Consider the following 26213-nt stretch of genomic DNA (forward strand, 5'->3'; position numbering starts at 1 on the left):
GCCCTATTACCTCACTTTCTTTTTAATGAAATCTGTCGGCATTCGAATGGCATTTTCTAAAATAGGCACCTCTTCTAATACACGGACAGCCAAATCTTCACGATACCATTGCGGTAAAATGAACACGCCAAGTGTGCCGTTATTCAGATCACGTTTTGCGAGCGGACAGAGCGATGGTTCCCCAGAATCGCGATACACGCCAAGCACGTTCGATAAATCAAATAAAATGGCTTGCCGCTGTCCAAGGTTGGCAATCGTTGTAGCAGAGTTGAAATTTTTCGGCGTCAAAATAAAGCCCATCCCATGCTCTAAAATGAGCTTTTGCTTTTCAGGTAGCCCGATATTCATAATGTATATATCATTCACATAAAGCCCTGCCCCATCAAAGCGAAGTTCCCCTTTTTGAATATTGACGATATCCTTTAATTGACTGCCTGACATTAATAGCTTTGCCATGAAAAAACAAAGAATACCGACCACTGTTCCAACAACAAGCGAGAAGAAAATACAGGCTGTCGTTGTAATAAGTGCAGTGAGAATCGCAATATAATTTCGACTTTCAAAGGCAATGGCAATGCCTTCTATATATGTACTGCCTCGTGAGACAAGCTCGTACGAATCCATTTGGGTTAACGTATTTCTTTCCATATTTCTGACATCGCGAAATTGCGTGGCTGCCAAAGTGAGAAAGGTAATCGCCGTAAATTCCTCCTGAATCAGTGCAGGCATAATGATCGCACCTAATCCTGACGCAATAAAACCAAGCGCAATGTGAATCACTTGTCCATGAATATACGTAGGGTATTGCCGGTAATCGGTTCTTAGCATGTAAAGTCTGGCCGCCATCCCAAAGATGACACCAATAATCACAGGAAACGTATAGTCTGTCATGTTGATTTTGCAGCCCCTTTTACTGATTTTCTTGATGAACGGGCGTTGAAGAGCTTTTCAAGCTGATCGACACCTAATAGGAAGACCGCTCCTTGCACAACGAAGGAAAGAAAAGAGAGATCCCCTATGACAATTGATGATGTAAGGCGGTGAATCGTCAGCGCATAAAGGGCTTCGCCGAGACATACTGACATCATCCATAGGGTGATTCTTTCCGTTAACGGCTGTCCATATGTCATACACATTAAGATCAGCAAGGCAAATACGACCCAATCCACCTTTATTATCGTGAACCAAACAGGGTCATATAATGCAAACATCATAAAAAAGGCATACGCGCTCACCATTGAGCCCAACTGCATGATCCTCATGAATCGATAACCAGGCCTGAATATGACGAAAGCGGCACATGCATATAAAAAAGTCATCAAGAATCCCGCATTCATGCTCATATCTAAAACGGATATCATGAAATGACTGGATATAATATGGACAAGTACACAGATGCCTAGCACGCTGCGCCACAAACTTTTTTCCATGATAAATGTCACCATAATCCAAACGAACCATATAGACCAATAATAGTACAAAGCCTCCAACGCCTCATCACCTCAATTACATTATGGGAAAATCTCCAATTTTTAAACATGCGGATCGTTACCGGCTCTGTATGAAATAAACAAGAGGTGACACCCTAATGATTGAGGAGGGATGAGTGATGGGAAAAGATAGACAGGAAAAGCGTTTAAAGGCGTCAAAAAGAGTGGAATCTGACCGTGATCAATCCATTCATCATAAAGGTGCAACAGCATTAGAAGGTCCAGAAAGCGCTCGAAAAAGAAATCAATAAAAAAAGGCATGTGATATCACATGCCTCTCTTACTATAGTACGTTGTGTCAACGCCTCTTTCTTTGAGCCAATGACTTGTTTCCCCTGAGATCACAACTGGAGCTTGTCTCAGTTCTTCAATCGTCTTCACGCCAAGCACTGTCATCATCATCTTGATATCTTCTTGAAGATCCATGATATCTGCGATGAGGCCGCTTTCTCCTCCACTGGTCAATGATTTTAAGAAAAATCCAGCAAGACCAGCAGCAGATGCGCCAAGAGCTAATGATTTGGTTACATCAAGAGCATCTTGGATACCTCCGGAGGCTAAAATCGTTTGATTCTGAAAGGCTGTATGTACTTCAGCAAGACTCGCTGCAGTTGGAATCCCCCATTGATCAAAATAGCGAAGTGCTTTTTGGCGGCGGAGATTTTCAATCTTAGAAAAGTTCGTCCCACCAAATCCGCCTACATCAACGGCTGCAACCCCAGCATGGAATAACTTTCTTGCCGTCTCCTTGCTCATGCCAAATCCGACTTCCTTCACGACAACAGGCACACCAACAGATTGAGCGATAGCTGCAATCCGCTCAAGCGCCCCCCTGAAATCGCGATCCCCTTCAGGCATGACAATCTCTTGGATGACATTCAGGTGAATCTGGAGCATATTTGCCTCAAGCATGTTGACTGCTTCTTGAGCTTGCTTAATCGTCGCTTCACTGCCTAAATTCGCAAATACAATTCCATCCGGATTGACTTTACGAACGATTTCATATGTTCGTCTTTCTTCTTTATCTTTCAGTGCAGCCATTTGTGATCCAACTGCTACTGGGATATTGGTCTCCTTCGCTGCGATCGATAAAGAGCGGTTGATCTCATAGGTAGATTCTCCGCCCCCGCCAGTCATTGCATTGATAAAAATTGGCGAACCGAAAGTCAGTCCGCCAATTGTCGTATGTGTATCAATTTGTGATGTTGCAAGATCTGGTAAACTGGCGTGAACGAAGGAAACATCTTCTAAACCTGTTGCTGCATGCTGGCCAGTGGACAACGCATGCTCAATATGCTGTTTCTTTCTTTCTGCTCGCGTCAATTTTGATCACCAAATTATTTTAGTTTATTGAGTTTATCGCCGATCAGGTCACCAAGCTGGAATCCGCTTGTGTTTTCTTCTTTCGCCTGATATTGACGATAATCCTCTTCGATTTGTTTTTCAGGATTTTCTTCTAAATCACGAATGCTTAGTGAGATGCGCTCTTCGTCTTCATTCACATCAAGCACTTTCACTTTGACAGTCTGCCCTTCTTCAAGGACTTCTTGCGGCGTGCCGATATGTTTATGAGAGATTTGGGAAATATGCACAAGCCCTTCTACACCTGGCAGAATTTCAACAAATGCACCAAAGCTCACAAGACGTTGAACAGTTCCTTCAAGCACATCACCTTGTTTTACCTTTTCACCAATTTGGCTCCAAGGTCCTGGTAATGTTTCTTTAATAGAAAGTGAGATACGTTCGTTATCACGATCAACAGCAAGTACTTTGACCTGGACTTCCTGTCCTTCTTCTACTACGTCAGATGGCTTTTCAACATGCGCATGGGATAGTTGAGAAATGTGAACTAATCCATCAATGCCGCCAATGTCAACAAATGCACCAAAATCAGTAAGCCTCTGCACTTTACCATCAATCACACTGCCTACTTCAAGCTTTTGCAGGAAGTCTTGCTTTTTGTCTAACTGCTCTTGCTCAACGACTGCACGGTGCGAGAGAATCACGCGATTTTTTTCGCGGTCAAGTTCTACCACGACAAGTGAGAGTGTTTTCCCTTTGTAATCTGTGAAGTCTTCTACATAGTGTGCTTCTACAAGAGATGCAGGAATAAATCCGCGCACACCAATGTCAACGACAAGACCACCTTTTACAACGTCTTTTACTTCAGCTTCAAATACTTCTTTTGTTTCAAACTTTTTCTCTAGGTCTTCCCAAGCGCGGTCTGCATCAACAGCACGTTTAGATAAAATCAAAGCATCGTCTTCGACCTTTGTTACTTTAAGCTCTAACTCGTCGCCATCTTTCACGACATCTGATGCTTTTTCAACGTGAAGACTTGATAATTCACTGATTGGGATGATACCAGGTTGTTTCACATTGACGATATCTACATTGACATGCTTGTCCTCAACTTTAGAAACAATCCCTTTCACTACATCTCCAACCTCTGGTACCTGAACATCGATTTGATTCATTTCCTCTGTCATTTCGATAACCTCCTTGGTCCAAACCTACACAGCTTAGTTAAAACGACTGGGCGAATATGTGTCTTAAGCATGATGAATGCCAGCCGAATATGTATTATAGAAACATTCAAATCAATATAATTGCTTGAATGATCAATAAAAATAGTATTAGTATAAACTTCTAATAAAAGACCTTGTTTGTCAAGAGATAAACCTCTAACTTATTAAAGTTTTCTAAAATTTCTTACTGTTTCTCTACGCGGTCTGCTGCATCTAAAATTTTCCCTGCCACCTCTTGAATAGAAAGGGAGGTTGTGTCAATTTCAATGGCGTCATCCGCTTTCTTTAAAGGTGAAACTTCGCGCTCAGAATCAAGCTTGTCACGTCTTGCAATCTCTTCAATCAGCTGATCGTAATTGACATCGTAGCCTTTTTTCTGATTCTCTTCAAAGCGGCGTTTTGCTCTTTCTTCTACTGATGCAAGCAAGAAAATTTTCACTTCGGCATCCGGAAGTACGTGAGTGCCTATGTCTCTTCCATCCATAACGACACCGCCTCGTTTGCCAAGCTCTTGCTGCCTACGGACCATTTCTTCCCGAACAGCTCTGTGCTTTGCAACAACCGATACTTGGTTGCTTACGCGGTCTGTACGAATATCCTCTGTGACATCCGTATTGTTTAGATGGACTTTTTGACCCTCGCCTGTTGTTACTAGTTCAATGACTGTTTTTTTCAGTAATGAATCAAGTGCCTGTTCATCTTCAAGGTCTACACCTTGATTAAGTGCCGCAAGTGTAATTGCGCGGTACATGGCACCTGTATCAATATAAATATATGATTTTTTGGCTGCGACAATTTTTGCCACAGTGCTTTTGCCTGCTGCTGCAGGACCATCAATTGCAATAGATAATTTCTTTTTCATAATACCTCTCCTTGATTGAATCTCCCTTATGAATTGTAACACGATCACCGCTCAAACGGGGGAATTTTCTATCAATCCTTCTGCTTAAACGTCTCAATCCATTCTTCGATGCTCATGTTATTCACACCCTCATACTGCACGACTTTTGACAAAAAAAGTTCTCCTTTCGTCAAATGAAGTGTGATCTGAACAGTTAGCAATAAAATAAGCTGAATGAGCACCACTTTCAATAACCATCTTTCCATTGTCTTCATACAAAAAGCCTCCACGCTAGATTCTTTCCTCTCTAGTATGGAAGCTTTTTACACCCTTTATTCTTATGCTTTTTTCACACGTGTTAAAAGCTGCTGCTGGAAGCAGTATTTCATAATGTGCTGCTGGTGGTCATTTGTGATCTCTGAAAACTCCATGATCGCTCTTGTTTTGCCAGACTGTTCATCTTGATATACTCGATTCATCTCTGCAACCGCTTTAATTTTTACAGGCTCTTTTAAGGGAAGTTCAAACTCTGTGGCCACTTCTCCATAATCTTTCAATGACACGCCCTCAGGAACAGCAATCGCCACGCTGCCAGCACTTATATTCACAATAAACGTGTCAAAGGGCTCTTCATCCGTTTGCATGATGGTGGCTTTGATCATCGTATCCACTCTCAAATATTCTCTTCGCTGAAGCCGGATCATTTTTTCTTTTGGCGGAATGGAAATAACAATCATCGGAATATCTTCTTTTCTTTTTCCGATGACTTCGCTTGTACATTTGTATGGAATTTGATTTTCGTCAAAAAAGAAGACGGTGATTTCTGTTTGCTGGTTTAAGTAGATGGTGCGGCCCGTTTCTTTATCTGCTGGATAATTAATGCAAATTTCATCGTTATTATTTTCCAAAACCTTCGATTTTGCTGTTTTCACTTCTTTGTTCTCATTGACATATTCAATTGTGATTGCATCCCCTATTTGTAACATTCCTCATCACTCTTTTCATCTGTGAAATCGTATCCTCTCCTATATTAAACCATGTCTAAAACAAAAGGAAAAGACTTATTAGCCTTTTCCTCGCTTCCTTTTCTATAGGTCTTTATATATAGGTTCTGCGTTTTTCAGTTTATCTACACGTTCTTCTTTTCCAGTATCTGCATTAATGAACATGCGGTACGTATCGTTTTTTATCGTTCCTAGGAACTCATAGCATAGAACTTCCTCTGACATATCATTTTGCACAATCGCCAAATGAGTATCTTCGATCTTTACATGCTGATTCAATGTTTTCTGTGCTTCTTTTTGAGAGATTTTCGGTGCTTTGATGTCTCGAGTTTTATGATTCGTTAAGTAGTCCTTCGCTGAAAACCCAACAACCTCGCCATCATCTAATGCGACTTTCATGCGTATACTATCAGGATAAAGCAATACATTTTTTTGAAGAGGCACATAGGTAAATACACCGATATTATCAAATTGTGCACTTTCATCTAAATGGAACGATTCTGTGTCAAATCCGTGCTTCTTTAAAAAGCTGAGTGCTTTTTCTGATGCAGCATTCAAACTGATTTTTTGTTTTTTCACGTCACGATTCTGAAGAAGGTAGACTGGGTGCCCTCCTTTTTCAGTTAAGTCTAAGTAAAAGTTAGCATGGCTGTCTGGATCAGACATCGATAAGCTATACACGTCACGATTGGTTTTGCTGCCGCTTTTTCTCACTTTAAAATGTTGATTATGGTCAGGTGTGAATTGCTGTGCAATGCGGATCGCTTCTTTTTTTGAAATCTTATCGCCTTTTAGATGATTGTAGCCTTGTGTTTCTTTTTCTGTCGACACATTTGTAGGCCCAAGATCGACATCTGCAAACGCATCTGCATTTCTCTCGACTGTTTTCAGCCCGTCAATGATGGTGTTGTCGTTCTTTCGATCGCCATCAGCCAGCGCCATTTCAACATCCATCCATTTTAAGTTTTTATTAAGGACGAGGTGCTGCACTTGTCTAAGTTCGTTTTGGATATCTGATGCTTGATTATAAAGGGCTGTAATGGTTTTGTGTGTATCTTTATTTAATGGTTCGTCTGATAAAGTTTTGACTGATGATTTGTAGCTAAAGTCTCCGACATTCGCCAGAAATTCTTCCGTTTTATTAAAAGGCATCAATGTGAGCGGGAGCTGGCTGACATTGTTATGCGCTTCTGATGACATTCTCCATACATCTGCAAGTGCTGGTGAGATGGATGTTTGGCTGTTCATCGCAAGTGTTGCGCCCAGTTTGTCATGCAGCTGATCCACCTGATACGTTAAATCGTGGAAGGCTCTTTGGTAGTTGTTCTCAGCATGAAGCAGCACGGCGTCTTTTTCTTGATGTTCTTTATAGCCCCAGTAACCTGTTGAGATGACAGCAATTCCTAAAATAGCAATCAATATTCCTCTGATCATTTATTTACACCTCTTTTTATTCGCAGAATATATGTTTCCCGATTCGTTTAATTTGTGGTCTTCCCCAAATCCATGGACTTGTTGCTGTATCAGGATTAAAGTAATAAATGGCGCTCTCAGATGGGTCCCAGCCATTGATTGCATCAAATACAGCCTTTTTTGCCGTTTCATCTGGCGTCATATAAAATTGCCCATCTGCTACAGCGGTAAACGCAAGCGGTTCAAAAATGACCCCTGCGATCGTATTTGGAAAGGTCGGATTGTTCAAACGGTTTAAGATGACGGCCGCGATGGCCACCTGTCCTTCATATGGCTCACCTCTTGCTTCACTGTAAACAGCTTGCGACAAGAGCTGAATGTCATTACTAGAAAAACCACCAGGCATGTTGGCTGCTGTTTGTTTCGGTGTTTGATTTCCCTGCTGGCTGCCTGACTGATTGCCAGACTTCGCAGATGATCCACTTTGACTTTTTTGATTTTCGTTTGTACCTTGAGCTGTCTTCTTTTGCGAGCTTCTTTTCGGAGCCTTTGTTTGCTGATCAAGAGGCTTTCCGCCATAATGGGTAAACTGGTTCCCTTGCTGCAGCTGCTTTTGAACAAATTCTTTGTAGTATTTCGTCTTTTGAACTAATAAGCTTTTTGTTTTCTCGCCTACAAGTCCATCGACCTTCTTGATGCCAAATTGGCTTTGAAAGTTACGAACGGCCCAGTACGTCCCCCAGCCATAGACGCCATCAATTTTGCCATTGTAAAAACCATTGTATTGGAGACGCGCTTGCAGTTCGACTACATCTTCTCCTGTTGCGCCCCGCTGGATGACTTGGCTGGTGAAGGCTTCACTTTTACTCTCTGTCAAAAGTGAAGACGCAAGAAGAACGATTGAGAAGATAAGAACGATTTGTTTTATGAAACGAGCTTTATCCATATTTGATCCTCCTGTACTTTTGATGTTTGAATATATGTTTCTTCCGATCCCTATTTTTATACATTCAACACAGGAGAGAATTGGATGGAAAAGACAAAAAAACGCCCTATCAACAAATAGGACGTTTTCAAAAATTAAATTTGTACCATTTTTACCGCACGGGCTTTTTTTGCTTTCCTTAAACCAAACCACCATAAAAAAATCATGAACGGCACCATGATATATCCCCAGTTTTTCATCCCTAATAGAATGAAATCATACAGGCCGTGAAACAGCACAGGGAGCGTTAAAGAAAGGATCAGCCATTTGCGTTGCTCTTTTTTATCAGAGAAGCGGGCTTTTCCGATATAAAATCCCATCACAACACCAAATAATGCGTGACTTGATACAGGTAATAAAGCACGGGTAAATGCATATTCGACCCCATGACCGACTAAGTAAAGAATATTTTCAAGTGTTGCAAAACCAAGTGAGACACTCGTTCCATACACAATCCCGTCATAGTGTTCGTCAAACTGGGCATGCGCATAAACGCTGACCATTAAAATAAACCATTTTAATGATTCCTCTAAAAAGCCCGACGTCACAAATGAAATCAAGATAGGGTTTGTTGCGATATTTTCCTCTTGAAGGACATATTGAATAAACATGGTTGGAAACACAAGTATGACACCTAGCATAAAAGATCTGATGACCATATGAACCGGCTCATTGTCGTACTGATCTTTCAAATAAAAATAACTTAAAAGTGCGATGCCGGGAGCTAAACCTGCTGAGATGATTGCGATCATAACCAGACCTCTTTCCCTACATTATCCTTCATTATCGTACCATGATTTACCCTTTTTTTATATGACTCGGGCCCATTTTTCTAAAAATAAATTTCTATATAATCCCAATTTATAAAAAAAGAACTGAACCCCTTTGAAGGATCCAGTTCTTTTTTTATCCGTTGATTCTTTTGTTGATTTCTTCTGCAATGAGTCCGCCATGAAATCTTCCATTTTCGATGAAAATTTCATTCGCATTATTTCCAGCAGCAATGACTCCTGCAATGAAAATACCTTCAACATTCGTTTCCATCGTTTGTTCATCAAATGCTGGACGGCCTGATTCTTGATCTATCGTGACACCCATTTTTTCTAAGAAAGAATGATCTGGATGATAGCCAGTCATGGCAAATACATAGTCACTTTTCACTCGATCCGTTTGATTTTGCTGGTTTGTAAAGATCACATCTTCTTCTGTGATTTCTTTCACCTGCGCGCCAAACTCCATTCGAATCGTTCCATTACGGACAAGCGCTTCAAACTCTGGTAAAATCCAAGGTTTGATGCTGGATGAATATTCAGTTCCTCTATAAAGCACAGTGACTCTGCTTCCGCATTTCACAAGTTCTAGTGCAGCATCCACGCTGGAGTTCTTCCCGCCGATCACCGTCACATCTTTATCAAAATATGGGTGCCCTTCTTTAAAATAGTGATACACGTGGGGAAGGTCTTCTCCTTTGACGTTCATATAATTTGGATGATCATAATACCCAGTCGCAATGACGACGTAATCACATGAATAATCGTCTTTTGATGTATTCACCGTAAAACGGCCATCTTGTTTCTTCACGGCGTTTACTTTTTCAAAAGCATGTACACGCAGTTTTTTTCGTCTGACGACCTCTCGGTAATAGGAAAGTGCCTGAATACGAACGGGCTTACGATTCTCAGTAATAAAAGCGACATCACCGATTTCAAGCTTTTCACTTGTACTAAAAAAGGTTTGATGTGTTGGGTAATGATAAATACTGTTCACGACATTCCCCTTTTCAATCACAAGTGCATCAATCCCAATTTGCTTGAATGCGATGGCAGCTGATAGTCCGCATGGGCCGCCTCCTATTATGATCGCTTTTTCTTGTTTCATTTGTTCCACTCCTGTCATTTCACTGCAATAACAATTGCTGGGCTGTTTGATTCTTTGTTCCATTCCATAAAAAAATCTCCTATTTAAGGATAGGAGATTTTAAGGCGCGATGCAAATCAGCCGCTTAAATCCAGCCTCTGAATCGAGAAGCTTCAGCCATTTTACGTACACCGACCATATATGCAGCAAGACGCATATCAATCCGGCGGTTTTGCGCCATTTCATAAATATTATTAAATGATTTCACCATCATATCTTCTAAACGAGTTTCAACTTCTTCTTCAGTCCAGTAGAACCCTTGGTTATTCTGAACCCATTCAAAGTAAGAAACAGTTACACCACCCGCACTCGCAAGTACGTCTGGGACAAGTAGTACACCACGATCTGAAAGAATTTTGGTTCCTTCCAGTGTCGTTGGACCATTTGCTGCTTCAACGACAATTTTGGCTTTAATGTTTGCCGCATTATCTTCTGTGATTTGGTTTTCAATGGCTGCAGGTACTAGGATATCACAATCTAGCTCAAGCAGCTCTTGGTTTGTAATTGTATCGTTAAATAATTTAGTGACGGTTCCAAAGCTGTCACGTCGGTCAAGCAAGTAGTCAATATCTAGACCATCTTCATCGTATAATCCGCCGTACGCATCTGAAATCCCTACGATTTTCGCTCCAGCATCATACATGAATTTAGCTAAGTAGCTTCCTGCATTTCCGAATCCCTGTACGACAACACGAGCCCCGTTAATGTCAATTCCTTTTTTCTTCGCCGCTTCTTTGATGCAGATCGTCACACCTTTTGCTGTTGCAGTATCACGTCCGTGTGATCCTCCAAGAACAATTGGTTTTCCTGTAATAAATCCTGGCGAGTTAAACTCATCAATTCTAGAATATTCATCCATCATCCATGCCATAATTTGAGAGTTCGTAAACACGTCTGGTGCTGGAACATCTTTTGTTGGTCCAACAATTTGACTGATGGCACGAACATAGCCACGGCTAAGTTTTTCAAGCTCTCTGAATGACATTTCTCTTGGATCACAGATAATACCGCCTTTTCCTCCGCCATAAGGAAGATCCACAATTCCACATTTTAAACTCATCCAAATTGAAAGCGCTTTTACTTCTTTTTCCGTAACGTTCGGGTGGAAACGAATTCCACCTTTTGTTGGACCGACAGCATCATTGTGCTGTGCGCGGTAACCAGTGAAGATTTTCACAGATCCATCATCCATACGTACTGGAATTTTGACCGTTAATAGACGAATTGGCTCCTTCAGCAATTCATACACTTCCTGCGGATACCCTAATTTGTCTAGCGCTTTATGTATGACGGTTTGAGTTGACTTTAAAACATCTAGCTTATCTTCTGCGTTATGAGCGGCGTTTTGATCGGCTGCCATTAAAATAAACCCCCTAGAAATCTTTCATGATCTACTGCTCCCTTTCAAGCAATAGTATACACCTTCGTACTGGTAAAGCAAAGGTAAAAAGCGTTTTTTATCAAAATAAAATATCAGCGTTTATAAATATAAAAAAGGATATAAAAAAATACTGTTGTTTCATCACAACAGTATTAAATATAATAGAAAAAAGTGATTAAAAATACATTTGAATCGTTTTCACAGCATCTTCTTGCATGATCACTTTTCCATACTCTTTTAGCCGGTGAATGGTGAGTGTCGTAGGTGAACCAAACTCTGCTAAAATCGAAATGACTGTATCAGCAGATAGTTCTCCAACATCATCTAGGCTGAGATAATATTGACCTTCATAATGGTAAACTGTACCCCCTAAAAGTCCAATACGACTTAAACTATGGGACAGTTGAATCACATCTTCAAACGAGGCAAATTGATAGAGCACATGCTTGCTCTCGTCGAGCTTGACTTGCATCTCAATGTAATCTTCATCAAACTCATCATCAGCATCTTCCTGCTGACTCTTTGTGACAATGACGACCATCCCCTGCGCCTGAAGAGAAAATACTTCAACAGCAATCGGTCCATTCGCTTCAAAACCGAGCTCCTGATTCGCCTCGTTCATCATGTCTTTAAACAGCTGATGGACTTTGAACGAATCTTTCCAAAGGTCTTCTTTCGTAAGACCTCGGTCTGTCAGGTCATCTAGTGTGAGAAAAATTTTGATTTTATTATAATTCAGACGCTCCAGTCGCATAACGTTCCCTCCTGCCTCTTCTAAACACACATCATACTGTAGTATATGAGATGATGAGTCATAGGTTCTTAATTTTGTATTCAGTTTACACTGTGTCAAGACGGAAGACAAGCATGAAGCTATGCTTACGGTGACTTTTATGGAAAATATTGAGGGTGCCGCAAGTTAACGCGTTTTTAGAGGCATTAAATAGATCAGATGGGTTTCTGGTTCTGCTCCGAGACGCAAGGGAATTTTTGTTGTACCGTAGCCATTACTAATGAGAAAGAACGCACCTTTGACCTGGCCTGTTCTTCCTTTTTCATACGGTCCAAATTTCCCAATTCGGATCTGTCCCCCATGCGTATGACCGCTCAGGACAAGATCGATTCCCTCTTCTTCACTCATCAAATGATGTACATCTGGATTGTGCGATAAGAGAATATTGACATCTTCTTTCACAAACTCTGGCCGTATCGCTTCATAATCTGCTTTTTCAAGCCGAATATCATCAATTCCTCCGATTTTAATTCGCTGGCCTTCGAAATTCCATACAGCCGTTTCATTTTGCAAAGTCGTGACATCGTATGCATGAAAAATCTCTTTCAACCTTTGCTGGTGCAGCTCATGATCATTATTTCCCCAAACAAAATAAACCGGCGCAATTTTTGATAAACGTTTCACATTTTCTTCAATCCTTGCGTAGGGCACACCTTTTTCTGCTAAATCTCCGCCAATCATAATCACATCTGGCTCTTCCTGTCTGATTTCCGCTAATAAAGTGTCACTGATGAGACGTCTGTGTGTATCAGAAATAAAGAAAATGACAGCAGGCCGGTCTGATTGAAGTGCTTCTATTGTAAAGTAATGCTTTTTGATGTTGTTTTGTTTTGCCGTTTTCACCATTTTTGCCGTTACACACACACCTGTTGTAACAGCCGCAATGGCGGCAGTAAATCCGATGGCATATTTCATCACAAATGGCTCCCTTACATATCTTTCTCTTTCATAAGACGCTTGAATGAAAAAAGACGTTTCAACTGTTAAACGTCTTTTTTTCTCATTTATTTACTTTCATAATAGAGATTAATGTCATATTGCTTCTGCATATAGTGAAAAACCGTCTCGCGCTCTTTCCACTGATTTGATTGCGACCATAAGTCTGTGCTCTTTTGTATAATTTCACATCGAAGCCGATGATATTCATCTTCAGCCTTTTCTTCTTTTTTCTTATAGTAATAAGAGGCATAAAAAGCAAAGACCTCAGCCATGATCCAAAACAGAAAAACTTCATGACCAAGCAGTGTGGCAATCATCGCTTCTGGCTGAAGCGAGCCGCCTCCCGCATTTGCCGTGATCACAAAATAAAACAAAAGAATGGCCAGCGATAGAAGGGCTGTCCATTGCCACCTTTTGCACTGCTTGGCAAAACCCTCATATTTATGCTTTCTTTTGATCAATGTTTCCATCATCTTCTGTGTTGGCTGATCCATATATCGGCTGATTGCGTGCAATGTCATCACATACACCCTGTCCCTTTTTTCTACATATGTATGTGCGTGCTTCTTCATTCATGTCAGATGATTAGTTTTCTAGTGGAATATTCAGCACTTGACCACTGTACACGCTGTTACCTTTCAAATGATTATAGGCTCTAATTTTCTCTTCACCCGAACGGTTTTTGTAATACTTCATTGAAATTCGATACAGGTTTTCCTCTGGACCAACAGTGTGCTGCACGACACGAACTGGCTTTTCTTCCTGCTTCTTTTTCTCTTCAGCTTCTTTTCGTTTTTTCTCTTCCTGTTGCTTTTGCAGGGCTAGCTGCTGCTGTTCACGCTTTTTGGCAGCTTCAGCTCGCTCCCGCTCTTTTTCTTTCGCTGCTTGTTCACGCTCTTCTTTCTCTTTAGCAGCTTTTTCTTTTTTCTTCTGTTCAGCTTTTTCTTTCGATCGCTGTTTTTCTTCATCTTTCTTTTGCTTCTCATCATCAGACGCATCTGCTTTATCAGCGCTTGAGTCATTTTTCGTTTCGGCAAGTGCTGACGGGACTGGGTCTGTGTCAGCACTTGATGTAGAATCAATATTATATACATCTTGATTATTATTATGGTTAATTTCCTTTGACGTGTAGTAGATCAAAAGGAAGAACACCGTGACGACGATAATAGGAAAGATAATAGCCAGTGTTGTAAACAATGGATTGCGAACCTTTTTCGTGCGCTGCTTTTTATATTCATGAAAATCTTCTCGTGTAGGAAAGTGAGAGTCATCTGAAGGCTGTACTTCTTCTTCAAAAATCTTCTCAACCTCATCGTCATGGATGTTTGTCAGCTGCTCCTTCTTTCTCTTCATTCTCGACATTTCTTCCATGTTCATCCCTCCCCCTATATTTCAAACGAATTTGACAAGCAAAGACTAAGTCAATGACAAAATGGGTCATGACAGGAACAAATAAATTCCCCGTCCACTCGTATAAAAGTCCTAAAAAAATACTAATGGAAACCACAAGGATAAACAAGAGTATTTTTGATAAGTAGCGAAAGTGAAGGAGCGCAAACACGATACTAGCAATCTCCAATCCAAATTGCTGCTGGACGATCCCTCGGAATAGAATTTCCTCTGAAAAGGCGATGAGCAGTGTTAACCAAACAATATGCGGGATGCTGCGGTTTTTGAACATTTTTTCATTTAATCCGCCATCATCATACATATGAGCAGGAAACACCTTCATGACAATTGCATCAACAATGATTACAAGCACAGCGCCGCCAATTCCATAAGTCAGTATCCGCACATCATGGATCTCCCACAGGGATGTGAAATCTGTCCAATGATCGAACATAAATATCCCTAGTAAAAAAGAAATAACCAGCATCAGCAGCTGCGTAAAATACAGCTGTTCTACGACTTGTCGATCGGTTAATTTTTCAATGATTCGGCGATGTTGTTCGATCAATGCTGCGCCTCTTTTGTCAGATGAAACATACGATCCAGCACGGTCTTCCAGTGTTTCATTTCATTCAGCTCCAATGGTTGTTCTTTTTTTTCATAATGAGACAGGTCAAGTCCGCAAGAAGAGCAGCAATTGCCAGAGGATGCGGCCTCCGTTTGATCAAGCTGTTCGTAAAAGTATGATAACAGAGATTGTCTAAAGCAGCTATGATCTGTGATCCGCTCCTTAAATTGCCACACTTTTCTCAGTTTTTCTGTTTGTCTGTCCTGCAATTTCTCTTTCAGTTTCATCAGGAGCACACGCGGCTGTTCAGACTGATACATCCTGTAATAGTGGATCAGCATTCTTGCCCGTGTCTCCTGAAGCCCTGATTCCATCAATTGTTCACGTAATTTTTTTTCATCATTTGTCTGCGTTTGTGTCAGTCTAGCTAAGAAAAAATCAATTTCTGGATCATCAAAGCCCTCGGCTTGTATTAAATGCTGTTGAATGTCCGCATCCTCTTCTGTATATAAAAGAATGCTCACACTGTTTTTCCCGTCCCGTCCTGCTCTTCCAATTTCCTGCATAAATGCTTCAATTGACTGCGGCGGGCTCATATGAATAACAAATCGTATATCTGCTTTATCAATTCCCATTCCAAAAGCACTTGTACAACAAATGAGATCAAGCTGTCCGCTGATAAATTGCTGCTGAATCAGCATGCGGTCTCCTGCATCCATTCCGCCATGGTAATACTCTACACGCTGATGGGTTTTTTGTTTCATAAAAAGCGCCATATCTTCTGTCATTTGCCGGGTCGGGCAATAAATCAGACCGGGGCCTTGCAGGAATTCCACAAGCTCAATAGCCCGTTTTTCTTTTGCTTCTTTCGTTTCGTGCGCTTCTTTAACTAAAGCGATGTTTGGCCGGTTGACAGAATGAATATGAAAATCCGGATGCTGCAATCTTAACGTTTGCACGGTATCTTTAAGTGTTTGTTTTGTTGCAGTTGCCGTCAGTGCTAAGGCGACAGGATGACCTAACGCTTCTCTCCATTCTCCCAGCTTGGAATATTCCGGACGGAAATCATGCCCCCATTCGGATATACAATGGGCTTCATCGACGACGAACAAACCAATATGCATCGATTTGAGCTGTTCTAGCAGTACCTCTGACATTAATGCCTCAGGGGCGACGAATAAAAACTTATATGATGGCAAATGCCGAATGATATGTCGTCTCTCCTGAAAAGACAATGTGCTATTCAGTGCCGCCACTCGTTTTTCTCCGCGCATTTTCATTCGTTCGACTTGATCCTCCATAAGCGATAACAGCGGCGAAATAATGAGAACTAATCCATCTGACATATAGCCGGGAATTTGATAGCAGATGGATTTCCCGCCGCCAGTAGGCAGCATGGCAACCGTATCCTTTTGATTCAGTACACTTTGAATAATGTCCTCTTGACCTGTTTTAAATGAGTCGTAACCAAAATATCGCATGAGCGTCTGATGAAGCTTATCCATTTGCTTTCACCATCCTTGTCAGAGCCAATCGTATTTGAAAATAAGTAAATGAATGTTCGAGTTTTTCTTTAATCAGCTTCATTTTATTTGTTTGAAGCTCTCTGGCTACTGCATGAATGGCCTGCTGCGCTTCTTCGCTCACATACGGCTCTATTGAGAAGTTCGGTTCATGTATGGAAAGCTCGACAATATGGTCTTCGATCGTTGCCTTTTTTAATGAACGAATATGAGCAATCTGATCAATATCAAAGCCTTTTTGCACAAGTTCGAGCGTTTTGTGAGTAGAGGTTGTTAGCACGCGTTTGAATTCAAGGTCACCTACGAGCTTTTGCATGAGCTGCGTCTCACCTTTTTGGGCAGCATGAATAAAATAATGGAGGACATTCCAAAAAAGCAGGTACACATACCACACATCTTCTTTTAGCCACTCTGCCATTTGCTGATACGTACGCCCGATTCTTTCATTTGACGTCAATGAATAAACAAAAATCAGCGCCTCTTGATCACTTATACGGCTAAGGAGTGTTTCTAGTTCATGATGCAGCTCTTCTGAAAGTTTATTCTTCTCGTGATGCTGTTTTAAGAAGGATTTCGTCCAGCTTTGTACGGATACATCTCTTTGTATTGGGACATATTGATACGATCCAGCCATATGGTGAGAAAGCACTTGTACAAGTAAGGAGAGCCTCATCCATAGCACCTTTGCTTTATCATGATATTTTGCACCATGAAAATAAACGGGCATCGGTTTTTCTAAAAAATACTGGTTTAGCATACGCTGTCCTGCATCTGTAACAGTGAATGTCTCCCCCGTTTTTTTGATGTATTGCTCTTCGTCAAGTTTTATAGTAGAGCGATTCAGCTGCTCCCTCGTAAACCCCGGGTAACAGCCGAAGTACTTTGAAAGCTGAAATAAACTTGCATCCTGTATGGTTTGTGATGATTTTTTTCCTTTAAAAAGATGGTAGACAGCACTTATGGAGCGTTCGCCGTTCAATTTATATACGCTGTCCATTAACATGACATCCAAATAATGAAGAGTCATTCGCCAAAGCACCTGTCTTCCTGACAAAATTCGAATATTTTCTCCCTTTATTTTAACAGATTTCATAGAAGAAGAAATGTTTAAACTCAATTTGTGGGGGAAAGTTATGAACAAACCCTTATGTGATAAGCATTCTCAATCACTTTACAGTTGAAATGTGAAATTAAAATCATTACAATAAGGTTTGAGGAAATTGTTTTTTATCGGTGAAACTAAAAAGGTTAGACCATTTGTTCCATCGAACAATCTGGGAGGTATTTTTTTAACATGGCAAAATATACAATTGTAGACAAAGACACATGTATTGCTTGCGGCGCATGCGGTGCAGCTGCTCCAGACATTTATGATTATGATGATGAAGGCATTGCATTTGTTACGCTTGATGACAACCAAGGAACTGTAGAAGTTCCAGAAGTACTTGAAGAAGATATGCTTGATGCATTTGAAGGATGTCCAACGGATTCAATCAAAGTTGCGGACGAATCTTTCGAGGGTGACCCACTTAAGCATGAATAGTATAAAAGCCCCTTATGCAGGGGCTTTTTTTATATTAACTATTTTGAAGTCGGCGTTTATTTTCAAACCATGGACGCATTTTCACAAAAATGAGGCTGAACACGATGGTAAGGATGATGCCTTTAATAAAGTTAAATGGTAAGATCCCTGCTGTAATGGTCGTCTTGAGCGCATGATCGGATAGTTCTGGCGCGTTTAAGAACCATGTGTAAGCTGGCAGGAATAAGAAGTAATTTAAAATGCTCATCATCACAGTCATAAGCAATGTACCCGCGATCATAGACCATGCCATCCCTTTTGCTGATTTTATTTTTTTGAACATAAAGGCGACTGGCAAGATAAATAATGTGCCTGCAATGAAGTTCGCGACTTGCCCAACTGGAACGCCGGACATACTGCCTTGAATGAGGTAATGCAGTACATTTTTTAATGCCTCAACAGCAATACCTGCACCCGGTCCATAAATTAAAATTGCAATAATCGCCGGGATATCACTGAAATCAATTTTCAAATACGCTGGAAGACCCGGGAAAGGGAAATCCAATAAAATTAATACAAACGAAATACTGCTGAGCATACTGGTAACGACTAAACGCTTTACTTTACTTTGATTCAATATTCTCTCTCCTTTTCGATCAAATCTTTCGAAAAGAGGATTGTTCCATTTTAGCCACAAAAAAACCGCCCTTGAAAACAGGAGCGGGGAAATTGGGCTAGACAAATAAACGTGTAAACATCAATGTTTTCAACGTTTATGAACCTCCATCTTCTCCCATCCAGACTATACTGTCGGCTTCGGAATCACACCGAATCCTGCCAAAAAGGCTCGCGGGCTTAGAGACTATGCTCATCACCGCCGGTAGGGAATTACACCCTGCCCCGAAGATTGATCATTATTCAATTCGACATCATTATATATGATATATGAGCATTTGTACAGATAAAAATCCTGAGCAAATTCATCAGTTTTAAGAAATCGTAAAAAACACAAAAATTCTAATGACAAATGCGCAAAAATTGGTTATCTTTTGTTTAAAGGTGTTCATTCTTTATAAAGACACAAAGAAATGTTCGTGTTTTCTTTTTTACTTTACTGCTTTAATTTGATTGACACAGTGAAAAGGAATATGGTAAATTATCAGATATTTATGACGTTTATTTTAGGAGGAAATCTTACGATGTTTCGAGTATTAGTCTCAGATAAGATGAGCAATGATGGTCTTCTACCACTTTTAGAATCAGATTTTGTTGAAATTGTCCAAAAAAATGTAGCAGACGCAGAAGATGAATTACACACGTTTGATGCCTTACTTGTCAGAAGTGCCACGAAAGTAACGAAAGAGCTTTATGAAAAAATGACTTCATTAAAAATTGTCGGCCGTGCCGGTGTGGGAGTAGACAATATTGACATTGATGAAGCAACCAAGCATGGCGTCATTGTGATCAATGCACCAAACGGTAATACGATCTCGACAGCTGAGCATACGTTCGCCATGATTTCATCACTTATGCGTCATATTCCGCAAGCCAATATTTCTGTCAAATCAAAAGAATGGAACAGAGGTGCATATGTTGGTGCTGAGCTTTACGGAAAATCTCTTGGGATTGTCGGCTTAGGCAGAATCGGAAGTGAAATCGCCCAGCGTGCAAGAGCGTTTGGCATGACAGTCAACGTGTTTGACCCATTTCTCACAAAGGAACGTGCAGAAAAAATTGGCGTCAATGCGAAACCACTCGATGAAGTACTCGAAGTATCAGATATCATTACTGTACATACGCCATTAACAAAAGAAACAAGAGGACTTCTCAATAAAGAAACGATTGCAAAAACGAAAAAAGGAGTTCGCCTTGTAAACTGTGCACGCGGCGGCATTATTGACGAAGCTGACCTTCTTGAGGCACTTGAAAGCGGCCATGTCGCAGGAGCTGCACTCGATGTATTCGAGGTAGAACCTCCAACTGATAATCCGCTTGTGGATCATCCACACGTCATTGCAACTCCGCATCTTGGTGCCTCTACAAAAGAAGCACAATTAAATGTAGCAGCGCAAGTATCTGAAGAAGTCCTTCAATTTGCCAAAGGTCTTCCTGTCATGTCATCTATTAATCTACCAGCGATGACAAAAGACGAATTCAAAAAGATTCAGCCTTATCATCAGTTTGCAGGAAAACTTGGACGTCTTGTCTCTCAATCAATGAGAGAACCGGTAAAAGAAGTAGGCATTTCTTATGAAGGCTCTATTTCAAAACTCGAAACATCCTTTATCACAAAAAGTCTCCTCTCAGGCTTTTTAAAAGAGCGCGTTGATTCGACTGTGAATGAAGTAAATGCTGGAATGGTCGCAAAAGAACGCGGCATTAGCTTTAGTGAGAAAATTTCTTCCAGCGAATCTGGCTACGAAAACAGTATTTCTATTGAAGTCAAAGGTGACCTTTCAACCTTTACTCTAAAAGCGACTTACATCCCGCATCTAGGGGAACGCGTTGTTTCTATTAATGGATTTAATATTGATTTTTATCCAGATGGACACCTTGTCTACATCCAGCATACAGATGCACCTGGTGTGATTGGAAAGGTTGGACAGATTTTAGGCGACCACGATGTCAACATCGCAACAATGCAGGTAGGACGTAAAGAAAAAGGCGGCGAAGCCATTATGATGCTTTCTTTTGATAAGCATCTAGAGGATGAAATTGTGAAAAAATTAACGGAAGTACAGGATATTCTTTCTGTCCGCCTGATTGACCTTTAAAAAACAGTGATAAACCTCATGCAAAAGCATGGGGTTTATTTTTTTGAAACCATTAAACGGTCTCCTGTTCGAATGAGGTGAGTGGTCAGCTCATTGATCTTTTTCAATTGTTCCACAGTCATTTCATGCGCCTTTGCTATTGACCAAAGAGTGTCCCCTTTTTGAATGACATATGTATTTGTTTCATGTCCATTTACATGAAGAGCTGGCTCTTTGAAACGTTCCTCTGCAATCATTTTGAGCGGATCTATCGCATCCTCTTTGCTGACTGACCAATTGCCACGATGTACCTCAAAATGCAAATGAGTGCCTCTAGAGGCTCCTGTGTTGCCAATGATGCCAATTGGCTCTCCTGCTTGTACTTGGTCACCCTTTTTCACAAAACGCTCGTGTAAATGAGCATAGACGGTTTCGTACCCGTTTGGATGCTGAATAAACACAACCTCTCCATATGTAGCCGATACATACGAACGCGTAACCACACCTTCACTTGCAGCAAAAATGGATTCTCCTTCTGGCGCAGCTATATCTAATCCCTTATGCGAGCCGCCCCTTGTCCCAAACAAGTCAGTGACTTCTCCTTTCACTGGCTCCACCCATTCGTTTGTCTGCTGCGCATGGGCAAATGGTGCTAAGATGAAGAACAAAAAACAGCTTGCACCTATGAAGCAATACCTTTTCATCAGTGACTCCCCTTCTTTGAGGTTCTTTTCATGACAGCTTAGTATACAGCAAGAAGGCCATTTTATATACATTAAAAAAGAACGCAATGACTTACTTGCGTCCTTTAACGATCTTTGATGACAACTGGATTCGGCAGAGCCGGTACCTCTATTGGTTCGTTTAATTCATAAGGTCCTACTTGATCTGTTCCTGCATATTGGATGGTGACATCTGTAAAACCAAAATCTTTCGCTGTGAGCAGCAGACCTTCAATGAGTAGAATATGATCAATTGAGTCCGATAATTTTGCTGATGCTCCAAACGTGATGGTCACATGCTTACCTTTTGATGTCACTTCTTTAATGGATTCTTCTTTAATTAATGGTTCGAGCCCAGAATCACTCGACCGTTTCATGGCCTCTACCGCCTCTTCATAAGAAGAATAATGCGTTTTTGAGGGCACCAAAAAAGTCCCGCTCTTATTTTCTAATACGTAATAAGCTTGCTTTGTTTGTTTATCAATCGATACCCTGCCGATGCTTCCACTTGCCCCTAATTGAAGCTGAGAGCCTTTGACAGATTTGACTTCCACTTGCTTATACCTGCTCCATTTCAGCGTTTCTTTTACCATATCTTTAAACCGATTGGCTTCCTTTATCGTATCAAGGGACAAATCATTTTTTAACTGAAAGACAAGTGTATTCCCTTTTTCACGAAGGTCCACCATCTCAAGATAAGATTGAAGCGGCTTTGTCATTTCAGGCAACTGCACCTGTTCATATGTGTTCATTATTTCCTGCAAATGGTCATGTTCATTCTCTTTTTCAATACTAATGGGAACCACTTGAGATGTTGATTCATCTATGTATGCAACCGTCATATATTTTTGCTTGTCTTCATGAGAAACAACGTGCGCGGTACCATTTGCCTGTTTCACCGGCTCTAATGTGGCATTCGCCTGTCCTTTGTCAGCACTTGAGTCCATTTTCATCTGTTGATGCTGTTCTTGAGCTGCCGGCTGAAATAAATGAGGAGAAATTAAAAACGCCATAAATAAAACCACAACGGTTGCCACCGCTGGACCGATCCATCTGACACTTTTCTTTTTCTTCCCGCTTGCCATCAGCATCTGCTGGTATATCTGCTTAGATGAACGGTTGTCCTCCACTTTTGGAAGCTGACTTAGTAACACCTTGATTCGTTCTTCGCTCCAATCGGACCTGTTCGTTTTCATTCACTAGCTCCTCCTTCAAAAGCTCCATATGTTTTCGGAGCACTTTCAGGCCTCGGTGCTGCGTTGTTTTGACTTTGCTTTCCGAGAACTTTAGCGCCTTTGCCGTCTCCATGATTGAGTAGCCCTGGATAAACCTTAAAATGATGACAGCTCTTTGATCAATCGTACAGTGATCAAGTGCGGCATAAATTTCTTTTGTATTTTCATCCTGTACAGCTAGTTCGTCTGGGAGCAAGTCTGGATCTTTTACATCCTGCTTATCCCAATCAAACGTGCCGAGCACCCGTTGTCTAATGGTTTGCTGTTTGCGAAACCAGTCAATCGCCACATGCCTTGCAATTGAAAACAGCCATGTTTTCTCGCTGCTTCTTCCTTCAAAAGTTTTATATGAGTGAAGTACCCGAATGTAAACCTCCTGCACGAGATCCTCTGCCTGATTTTTATCTTTAACCATATAAAATAAAAACTGGTACAAATCTTGATGGTACGAATCATATATTTTTTGAAAGGTTTCATGCATAGGAAACCCCTCCGTTCACTTATTTTTGTCGAGTGACTCTTATAAAACGTTACATTACAACTTTATGACAAATATATTACAAGTTCGACAGTTTGGAAAGGGCTTTTTGTTTAACTTCTCCTTAAAAATTTCAAAATAGAAAAAACACTTCATTTTCTTTCGAAAAGAAGTGTTTCTCATGTAACAAGATTCTTCGTCAAGATTAGACGAGTTCCTGCTTTTTTCTCGGAATATAGAAGGTGAAGTGTGTACCTGCACCCGTTTTGCTGTGAGCATGTATAGAGCCTTGATGCGCTTCGACGATATTCTTCACAATCGCAAGGCCAAGCCCAGTACCAGAACGTCCTCTTGTTCTTGCTTTATCAGCTTTATAGAAGCGCTCGAAAATAAAGGGCAGATCCTCTTCTGGAATTCCGCTTCCCGAATCTTTCACATCCATTTTCAGCCCGTTTTCCACCGATTGAACCGAAAAGTGAACCTCTCCGCCCTCTGGTGTATGACGAATGGCATTATCAATGAGATTCGTAAACACTTGCTCAATCTTATCTGGATCGAATACAAAGTACGGTTCATCCACTTGAATATTATACGTAAGATCGATTTGTTTTTCTTTCGCAATCCCTAGAAACTTGCGGTAGATCTTCTCAGTCAGCTCTTCCGTATCTGTTGATTCAAGATTCAGTGTAATATGACCTGCTTCCATTCTCGCTAGATCTAGAAGATCATTTACAAGTCGTCCCATTCGAAGTGATTCATCGTAGATAATTTGCGCAATCTCTTTCTTTTCCTCTTCTGATCCTGCAATATCATCTACAATCGCCTCACTGTACCCTTGCAGCATGGCGATTGGTGTACGAAGTTCATGACTGACATTGGCAATGAAGTCTTTTCTCAGCTTATCAAGTCTTCGTTCCTCCGTCATATCACGAAGGACCGCAACTGCTCCTCTGACATCCTGCTGATTATAAAGTGGAGACATGAGAAGAACCCACGTACGCCCTTGCAGCGTAACTTCGATCATTTGCTCTTTTTCTGTGCTGACAGCTGTATGAAATAGCTCGCGCGCTTCTGGCGGCAGTTCATCTCCATCTTTGATCTTCATATTTTGCTCATAATACCACGCCTGCAAAAATCGTTCTGCAGGAGGATTTGTCATCAAGATCGTTCCATCAATATTGATCGTGATGACGCCATCAGCCATACTGCTTAAAATATTAGACAAATGTTCTTTTTCTTGATTTAAGGCGGTGATATGGAATTTAAGCTGCTTCCCCATTTGATTAAAGGCGATCGCCAGTTCTCCAATCTCATCTTGCGTTAAAATAGGAATCTTTGTATCAAATTTCCCCTTCGCCAAATCTTGTGCACCCTCTCTCATCTTTCTAAGAGGATAGGTGACACGTGTTGACAAGAAGAAAGCGAATATAGTGGTCAGTACAATCGCAATTCCAGCGGCTAAGAAGATGTATCGCGTCGTATGTTTCGTTGTTTGTTCTACAGCGAGGAGTGACTGAGAAAGAAAGACCATGCCTTTTTTTCCGTTCGCCTCATATGGAACACCGACTACAATTCGTTCATCTTTTTGATTGCCTGCATCAGGTTCTGCACGTTTACTGATTTTTTTACGATCTTTCAGTGCTTGGTTTAAATCGCTGTCCGCTTCAATTTGTTTCTTTGTAATCGCAGGAAGCTTCCCGCCTTTTTCAGACGAATACCACTCTAGCCCGTCCTCTTGGATGATCGCAATACTCGTCAATTTGTCAGCGAGTTCTGATGTTATCGATCTTGCAAGCGATTGATCCTCATGGCTTTCTAAAATGACCGCTACTTTGTTCGCCATTTGTGTTAAATCAGATTTTGCTTCTTCTACATGATAATTCTCAATGAACTCTAAAAGAAGCACAGTTAAAATAGATAAAACGATCAGGACGAGGAAAAGAATGGTTAACCATAGCTTTCCTACAACACTTTTCCACAGTTTCATTCAGCGCCGACCTCAAATTTGTATCCGACACCCCATACAGTTACGATTTTTTTCGCTGCTTCTGGTGACACTTTATTCAGTTTTTCACGAAGTCGTTTGACATGGGTATCGACTGTTCGTAAGTCTCCAAAGAACTCATATTGCCATACTTCTTTTAACAGTTTTTCTCTGTCATAAACCTTATCCGGTGTTTTTGCAAGGAAATATAAAAGCTCATATTCCTTCGGCGTGAGGCTGACTTCTTTGCCATCAGCCGTCACCCTATGGGCATCATGGTCAATAGAAAGATGAGAAAACACAAGAACATCTTTTGTTGTTGTCCCAGTATTAAGATAAGACGTTTGAGACGATCTTCTGAGCAATGCCTTCACACGTAAAACAACTTCACGCGGGCTGAAAGGTTTGACGATATAGTCATCCGTTCCTGCCTCAAATCCTTGAACGCGGTTGGCCTCTTCTCCTTTTGCCGTCAGCATAATGATTGGAGTCGCTTTTTTGTCTCGAATTTGATTACACACTTCGATTCCATCTGTACCAGGCATCATTAAATCGAGCAAAATGAGGTCGTAATCGGTTTGAAGCCCTTTTTGAATCGCCTCATCACCATTTTCCGCTTCATCGATTTCATAATTTTCACGTTCTAAATACATTTTTAAAAGGCGGCGAATTCTTGCCTCATCATCTACGACTAATATTTTCGTTTGAGTTGTGTGTTCCATTAGACAGTCCTCCTGCTTTCTCCGTT

28 protein-coding genes and 1 riboswitch are annotated in these 26213 nt (G+C 40.9%); of the genes, 3 read left to right on the forward strand and 25 right to left on the reverse strand.

The annotated features are described in order from the left end of the window. Nucleotides 1-6 precede the first annotated feature (6 nt). Both MHI46_RS10500 and MHI46_RS10505 read right to left on the reverse strand, forming a co-directional pair. Nucleotides 7-891 carry a YIEGIA family protein gene (locus MHI46_RS10500; RefSeq protein ID WP_039179575.1) on the reverse strand — a complete coding sequence of 295 codons (885 nt, stop codon included), beginning with the start codon at nucleotides 889-891 and terminating at the stop codon, nucleotides 7-9. Further along, entirely contained in the window at nucleotides 888-1430 is a 543-nt protein-coding gene (locus tag MHI46_RS10505; protein WP_172881396.1) for a hypothetical protein, read from the reverse strand. Before MHI46_RS10505 ends, MHI46_RS10500 begins: the two co-directional genes overlap by 4 nt. 179 nt (nucleotides 1431-1609) lie before the next feature. Here MHI46_RS10505 and MHI46_RS10510 point away from each other — a divergent pair, with 179 nt between their 5' ends. Further along, nucleotides 1610-1741, forward strand: coding sequence for a YpzI family protein (locus tag MHI46_RS10510; RefSeq protein ID WP_064497540.1), 132 nt, complete (start codon nucleotides 1610-1612; stop codon nucleotides 1739-1741). Between the two features lie 16 nt (nucleotides 1742-1757). Here MHI46_RS10510 and fni read toward each other — a convergent pair whose 3' ends face one another. The 17 genes from fni to MHI46_RS10595 form a co-directional block, all read right to left on the reverse strand. Continuing rightward, on the reverse strand, nucleotides 1758-2813 hold the full coding sequence (gene fni, locus MHI46_RS10515; protein WP_251180431.1) for a type 2 isopentenyl-diphosphate Delta-isomerase: 1056 nt from the start codon (nucleotides 2811-2813) through the stop codon (nucleotides 1758-1760). A 14-nt stretch (nucleotides 2814-2827) separates the two neighbouring features. After that, nucleotides 2828-3979, reverse strand: a complete 1152-nt coding sequence (gene rpsA, locus MHI46_RS10520; protein ID WP_041085926.1) for a 30S ribosomal protein S1 — start codon at nucleotides 3977-3979, stop codon at nucleotides 2828-2830. 223 nt (nucleotides 3980-4202) lie between these two features. After that, nucleotides 4203-4880 carry a (d)CMP kinase gene (gene cmk, locus MHI46_RS10525; protein WP_039179588.1) on the reverse strand — a complete coding sequence of 226 codons (678 nt, stop codon included), beginning with the start codon at nucleotides 4878-4880 and terminating at the stop codon, nucleotides 4203-4205. Nucleotides 4881-4951: 71 nt separating this feature from the next. After that, nucleotides 4952-5134, reverse strand: a complete 183-nt coding sequence (locus MHI46_RS10530) for a DUF5359 family protein (RefSeq protein ID WP_251180432.1) — start codon at nucleotides 5132-5134, stop codon at nucleotides 4952-4954. A gap of 63 nt (nucleotides 5135-5197) precedes the next feature. Continuing rightward, on the reverse strand, nucleotides 5198-5845 hold the full coding sequence (locus MHI46_RS10535) for a flagellar brake domain-containing protein (protein ID WP_342502820.1): 648 nt from the start codon (nucleotides 5843-5845) through the stop codon (nucleotides 5198-5200). A gap of 102 nt (nucleotides 5846-5947) precedes the next feature. Then, nucleotides 5948-7297: a germination protein YpeB gene (gene ypeB / locus MHI46_RS10540; RefSeq protein ID WP_039179595.1), complete on the reverse strand. Its 1350-nt coding sequence runs from the start codon at nucleotides 7295-7297 to the stop codon at nucleotides 5948-5950. A gap of 16 nt (nucleotides 7298-7313) precedes the next feature. After that, the gene (gene sleB / locus MHI46_RS10545) at nucleotides 7314-8222 is read right to left on the reverse strand and encodes a spore cortex-lytic enzyme (protein WP_342502821.1); all 909 of its coding nucleotides are present in this window, start codon (nucleotides 8220-8222) and stop codon (nucleotides 7314-7316) included. A gap of 134 nt (nucleotides 8223-8356) precedes the next feature. Further along, nucleotides 8357-9013, reverse strand: a complete 657-nt coding sequence (prsW, locus tag MHI46_RS10550; protein ID WP_024422824.1) for a glutamic-type intramembrane protease PrsW — start codon at nucleotides 9011-9013, stop codon at nucleotides 8357-8359. 154 nt (nucleotides 9014-9167) lie between these two features. Next, nucleotides 9168-10139: a YpdA family putative bacillithiol disulfide reductase gene (locus MHI46_RS10555; RefSeq protein WP_126681711.1), complete on the reverse strand. Its 972-nt coding sequence runs from the start codon at nucleotides 10137-10139 to the stop codon at nucleotides 9168-9170. Between the two features lie 124 nt (nucleotides 10140-10263). Continuing rightward, entirely contained in the window at nucleotides 10264-11538 is a 1275-nt protein-coding gene (locus MHI46_RS10560; RefSeq protein ID WP_007500982.1) for a Glu/Leu/Phe/Val dehydrogenase, read from the reverse strand. 196 nt (nucleotides 11539-11734) lie between these two features. Next, the gene (locus MHI46_RS10565; RefSeq protein ID WP_024428080.1) at nucleotides 11735-12313 is read right to left on the reverse strand and encodes a genetic competence negative regulator; all 579 of its coding nucleotides are present in this window, start codon (nucleotides 12311-12313) and stop codon (nucleotides 11735-11737) included. Nucleotides 12314-12478: 165 nt separating this feature from the next. Then, nucleotides 12479-13267: a metallophosphoesterase gene (locus MHI46_RS10570; protein WP_151284388.1), complete on the reverse strand. Its 789-nt coding sequence runs from the start codon at nucleotides 13265-13267 to the stop codon at nucleotides 12479-12481. An 89-nt stretch (nucleotides 13268-13356) separates the two neighbouring features. Continuing rightward, complete coding sequence (locus tag MHI46_RS10575) at nucleotides 13357-13812, reverse strand: DUF2663 family protein (RefSeq protein ID WP_151284389.1); 456 nt, start codon at nucleotides 13810-13812, stop codon at nucleotides 13357-13359. A 64-nt stretch (nucleotides 13813-13876) separates the two neighbouring features. Further along, nucleotides 13877-14662, reverse strand: coding sequence for a LysM peptidoglycan-binding domain-containing protein (locus MHI46_RS10580; protein WP_247544539.1), 786 nt, complete (start codon nucleotides 14660-14662; stop codon nucleotides 13877-13879). Then, nucleotides 14607-15248, reverse strand: a complete 642-nt coding sequence (locus tag MHI46_RS10585; protein ID WP_039179606.1) for a CPBP family intramembrane glutamic endopeptidase — start codon at nucleotides 15246-15248, stop codon at nucleotides 14607-14609. Before MHI46_RS10585 ends, MHI46_RS10580 begins: the two co-directional genes overlap by 56 nt. Next, entirely contained in the window at nucleotides 15245-16753 is a 1509-nt protein-coding gene (locus MHI46_RS10590) for an ATP-dependent DNA helicase RecQ (protein WP_058837968.1), read from the reverse strand. The genes MHI46_RS10585 and MHI46_RS10590 overlap by 4 nt, the downstream gene beginning before the upstream one ends. Then, nucleotides 16746-17798 (reverse strand): helix-turn-helix domain-containing protein, encoded by a 1053-nt coding sequence (locus tag MHI46_RS10595; protein WP_064497550.1) that lies wholly within the window; start codon nucleotides 17796-17798, stop codon nucleotides 16746-16748. Before MHI46_RS10595 ends, MHI46_RS10590 begins: the two co-directional genes overlap by 8 nt. A gap of 267 nt (nucleotides 17799-18065) precedes the next feature. Between MHI46_RS10595 and MHI46_RS10600 the strand changes: the two genes are divergently transcribed. After that, on the forward strand, nucleotides 18066-18314 hold the full coding sequence (locus MHI46_RS10600) for a ferredoxin (protein WP_003215700.1): 249 nt from the start codon (nucleotides 18066-18068) through the stop codon (nucleotides 18312-18314). 34 nt (nucleotides 18315-18348) lie between these two features. Here MHI46_RS10600 and MHI46_RS10605 read toward each other — a convergent pair whose 3' ends face one another. Next, on the reverse strand, nucleotides 18349-18930 hold the full coding sequence (locus MHI46_RS10605; protein WP_081258390.1) for an ECF transporter S component: 582 nt from the start codon (nucleotides 18928-18930) through the stop codon (nucleotides 18349-18351). A gap of 144 nt (nucleotides 18931-19074) precedes the next feature. Further along, nucleotides 19075-19205, reverse strand: a riboswitch (FMN riboswitch). Nucleotides 19206-19492: 287 nt separating this feature from the next. Here MHI46_RS10605 and serA point away from each other — a divergent pair. Beyond that, entirely contained in the window at nucleotides 19493-21067 is a 1575-nt protein-coding gene (gene serA / locus MHI46_RS10610) for a phosphoglycerate dehydrogenase (RefSeq protein ID WP_064497551.1), read from the forward strand. Nucleotides 21068-21102: 35 nt separating this feature from the next. On the opposite strand, the gene MHI46_RS10615 is transcribed toward serA, so the two are convergent. The 5 genes from MHI46_RS10615 to MHI46_RS10635 form a co-directional block, all read right to left on the reverse strand. Further along, entirely contained in the window at nucleotides 21103-21750 is a 648-nt protein-coding gene (locus MHI46_RS10615; protein WP_064497552.1) for a M23 family metallopeptidase, read from the reverse strand. Nucleotides 21751-21854: 104 nt separating this feature from the next. Beyond that, entirely contained in the window at nucleotides 21855-22964 is a 1110-nt protein-coding gene (locus tag MHI46_RS10620; RefSeq protein ID WP_064497553.1) for a hypothetical protein, read from the reverse strand. After that, nucleotides 22876-23484, reverse strand: coding sequence for an RNA polymerase sigma factor SigX (gene sigX / locus MHI46_RS10625; RefSeq protein WP_039179611.1), 609 nt, complete (start codon nucleotides 23482-23484; stop codon nucleotides 22876-22878). Before sigX ends, MHI46_RS10620 begins: the two co-directional genes overlap by 89 nt. 202 nt (nucleotides 23485-23686) lie before the next feature. Then, nucleotides 23687-25468: an ATP-binding protein gene (locus MHI46_RS10630; RefSeq protein ID WP_058837972.1), complete on the reverse strand. Its 1782-nt coding sequence runs from the start codon at nucleotides 25466-25468 to the stop codon at nucleotides 23687-23689. Further along, nucleotides 25465-26187 (reverse strand): response regulator transcription factor, encoded by a 723-nt coding sequence (locus MHI46_RS10635; protein WP_003215596.1) that lies wholly within the window; start codon nucleotides 26185-26187, stop codon nucleotides 25465-25467. Before MHI46_RS10635 ends, MHI46_RS10630 begins: the two co-directional genes overlap by 4 nt. Nucleotides 26188-26213 lie beyond the last annotated feature (26 nt).

The sequence above is a fragment of the Bacillus sp. FSL K6-1000 genome, assembly GCF_038630785.1.
Taxonomy (GTDB): Bacteria; Bacillota; Bacilli; order Bacillales; family Bacillaceae; genus Bacillus; species Bacillus safensis.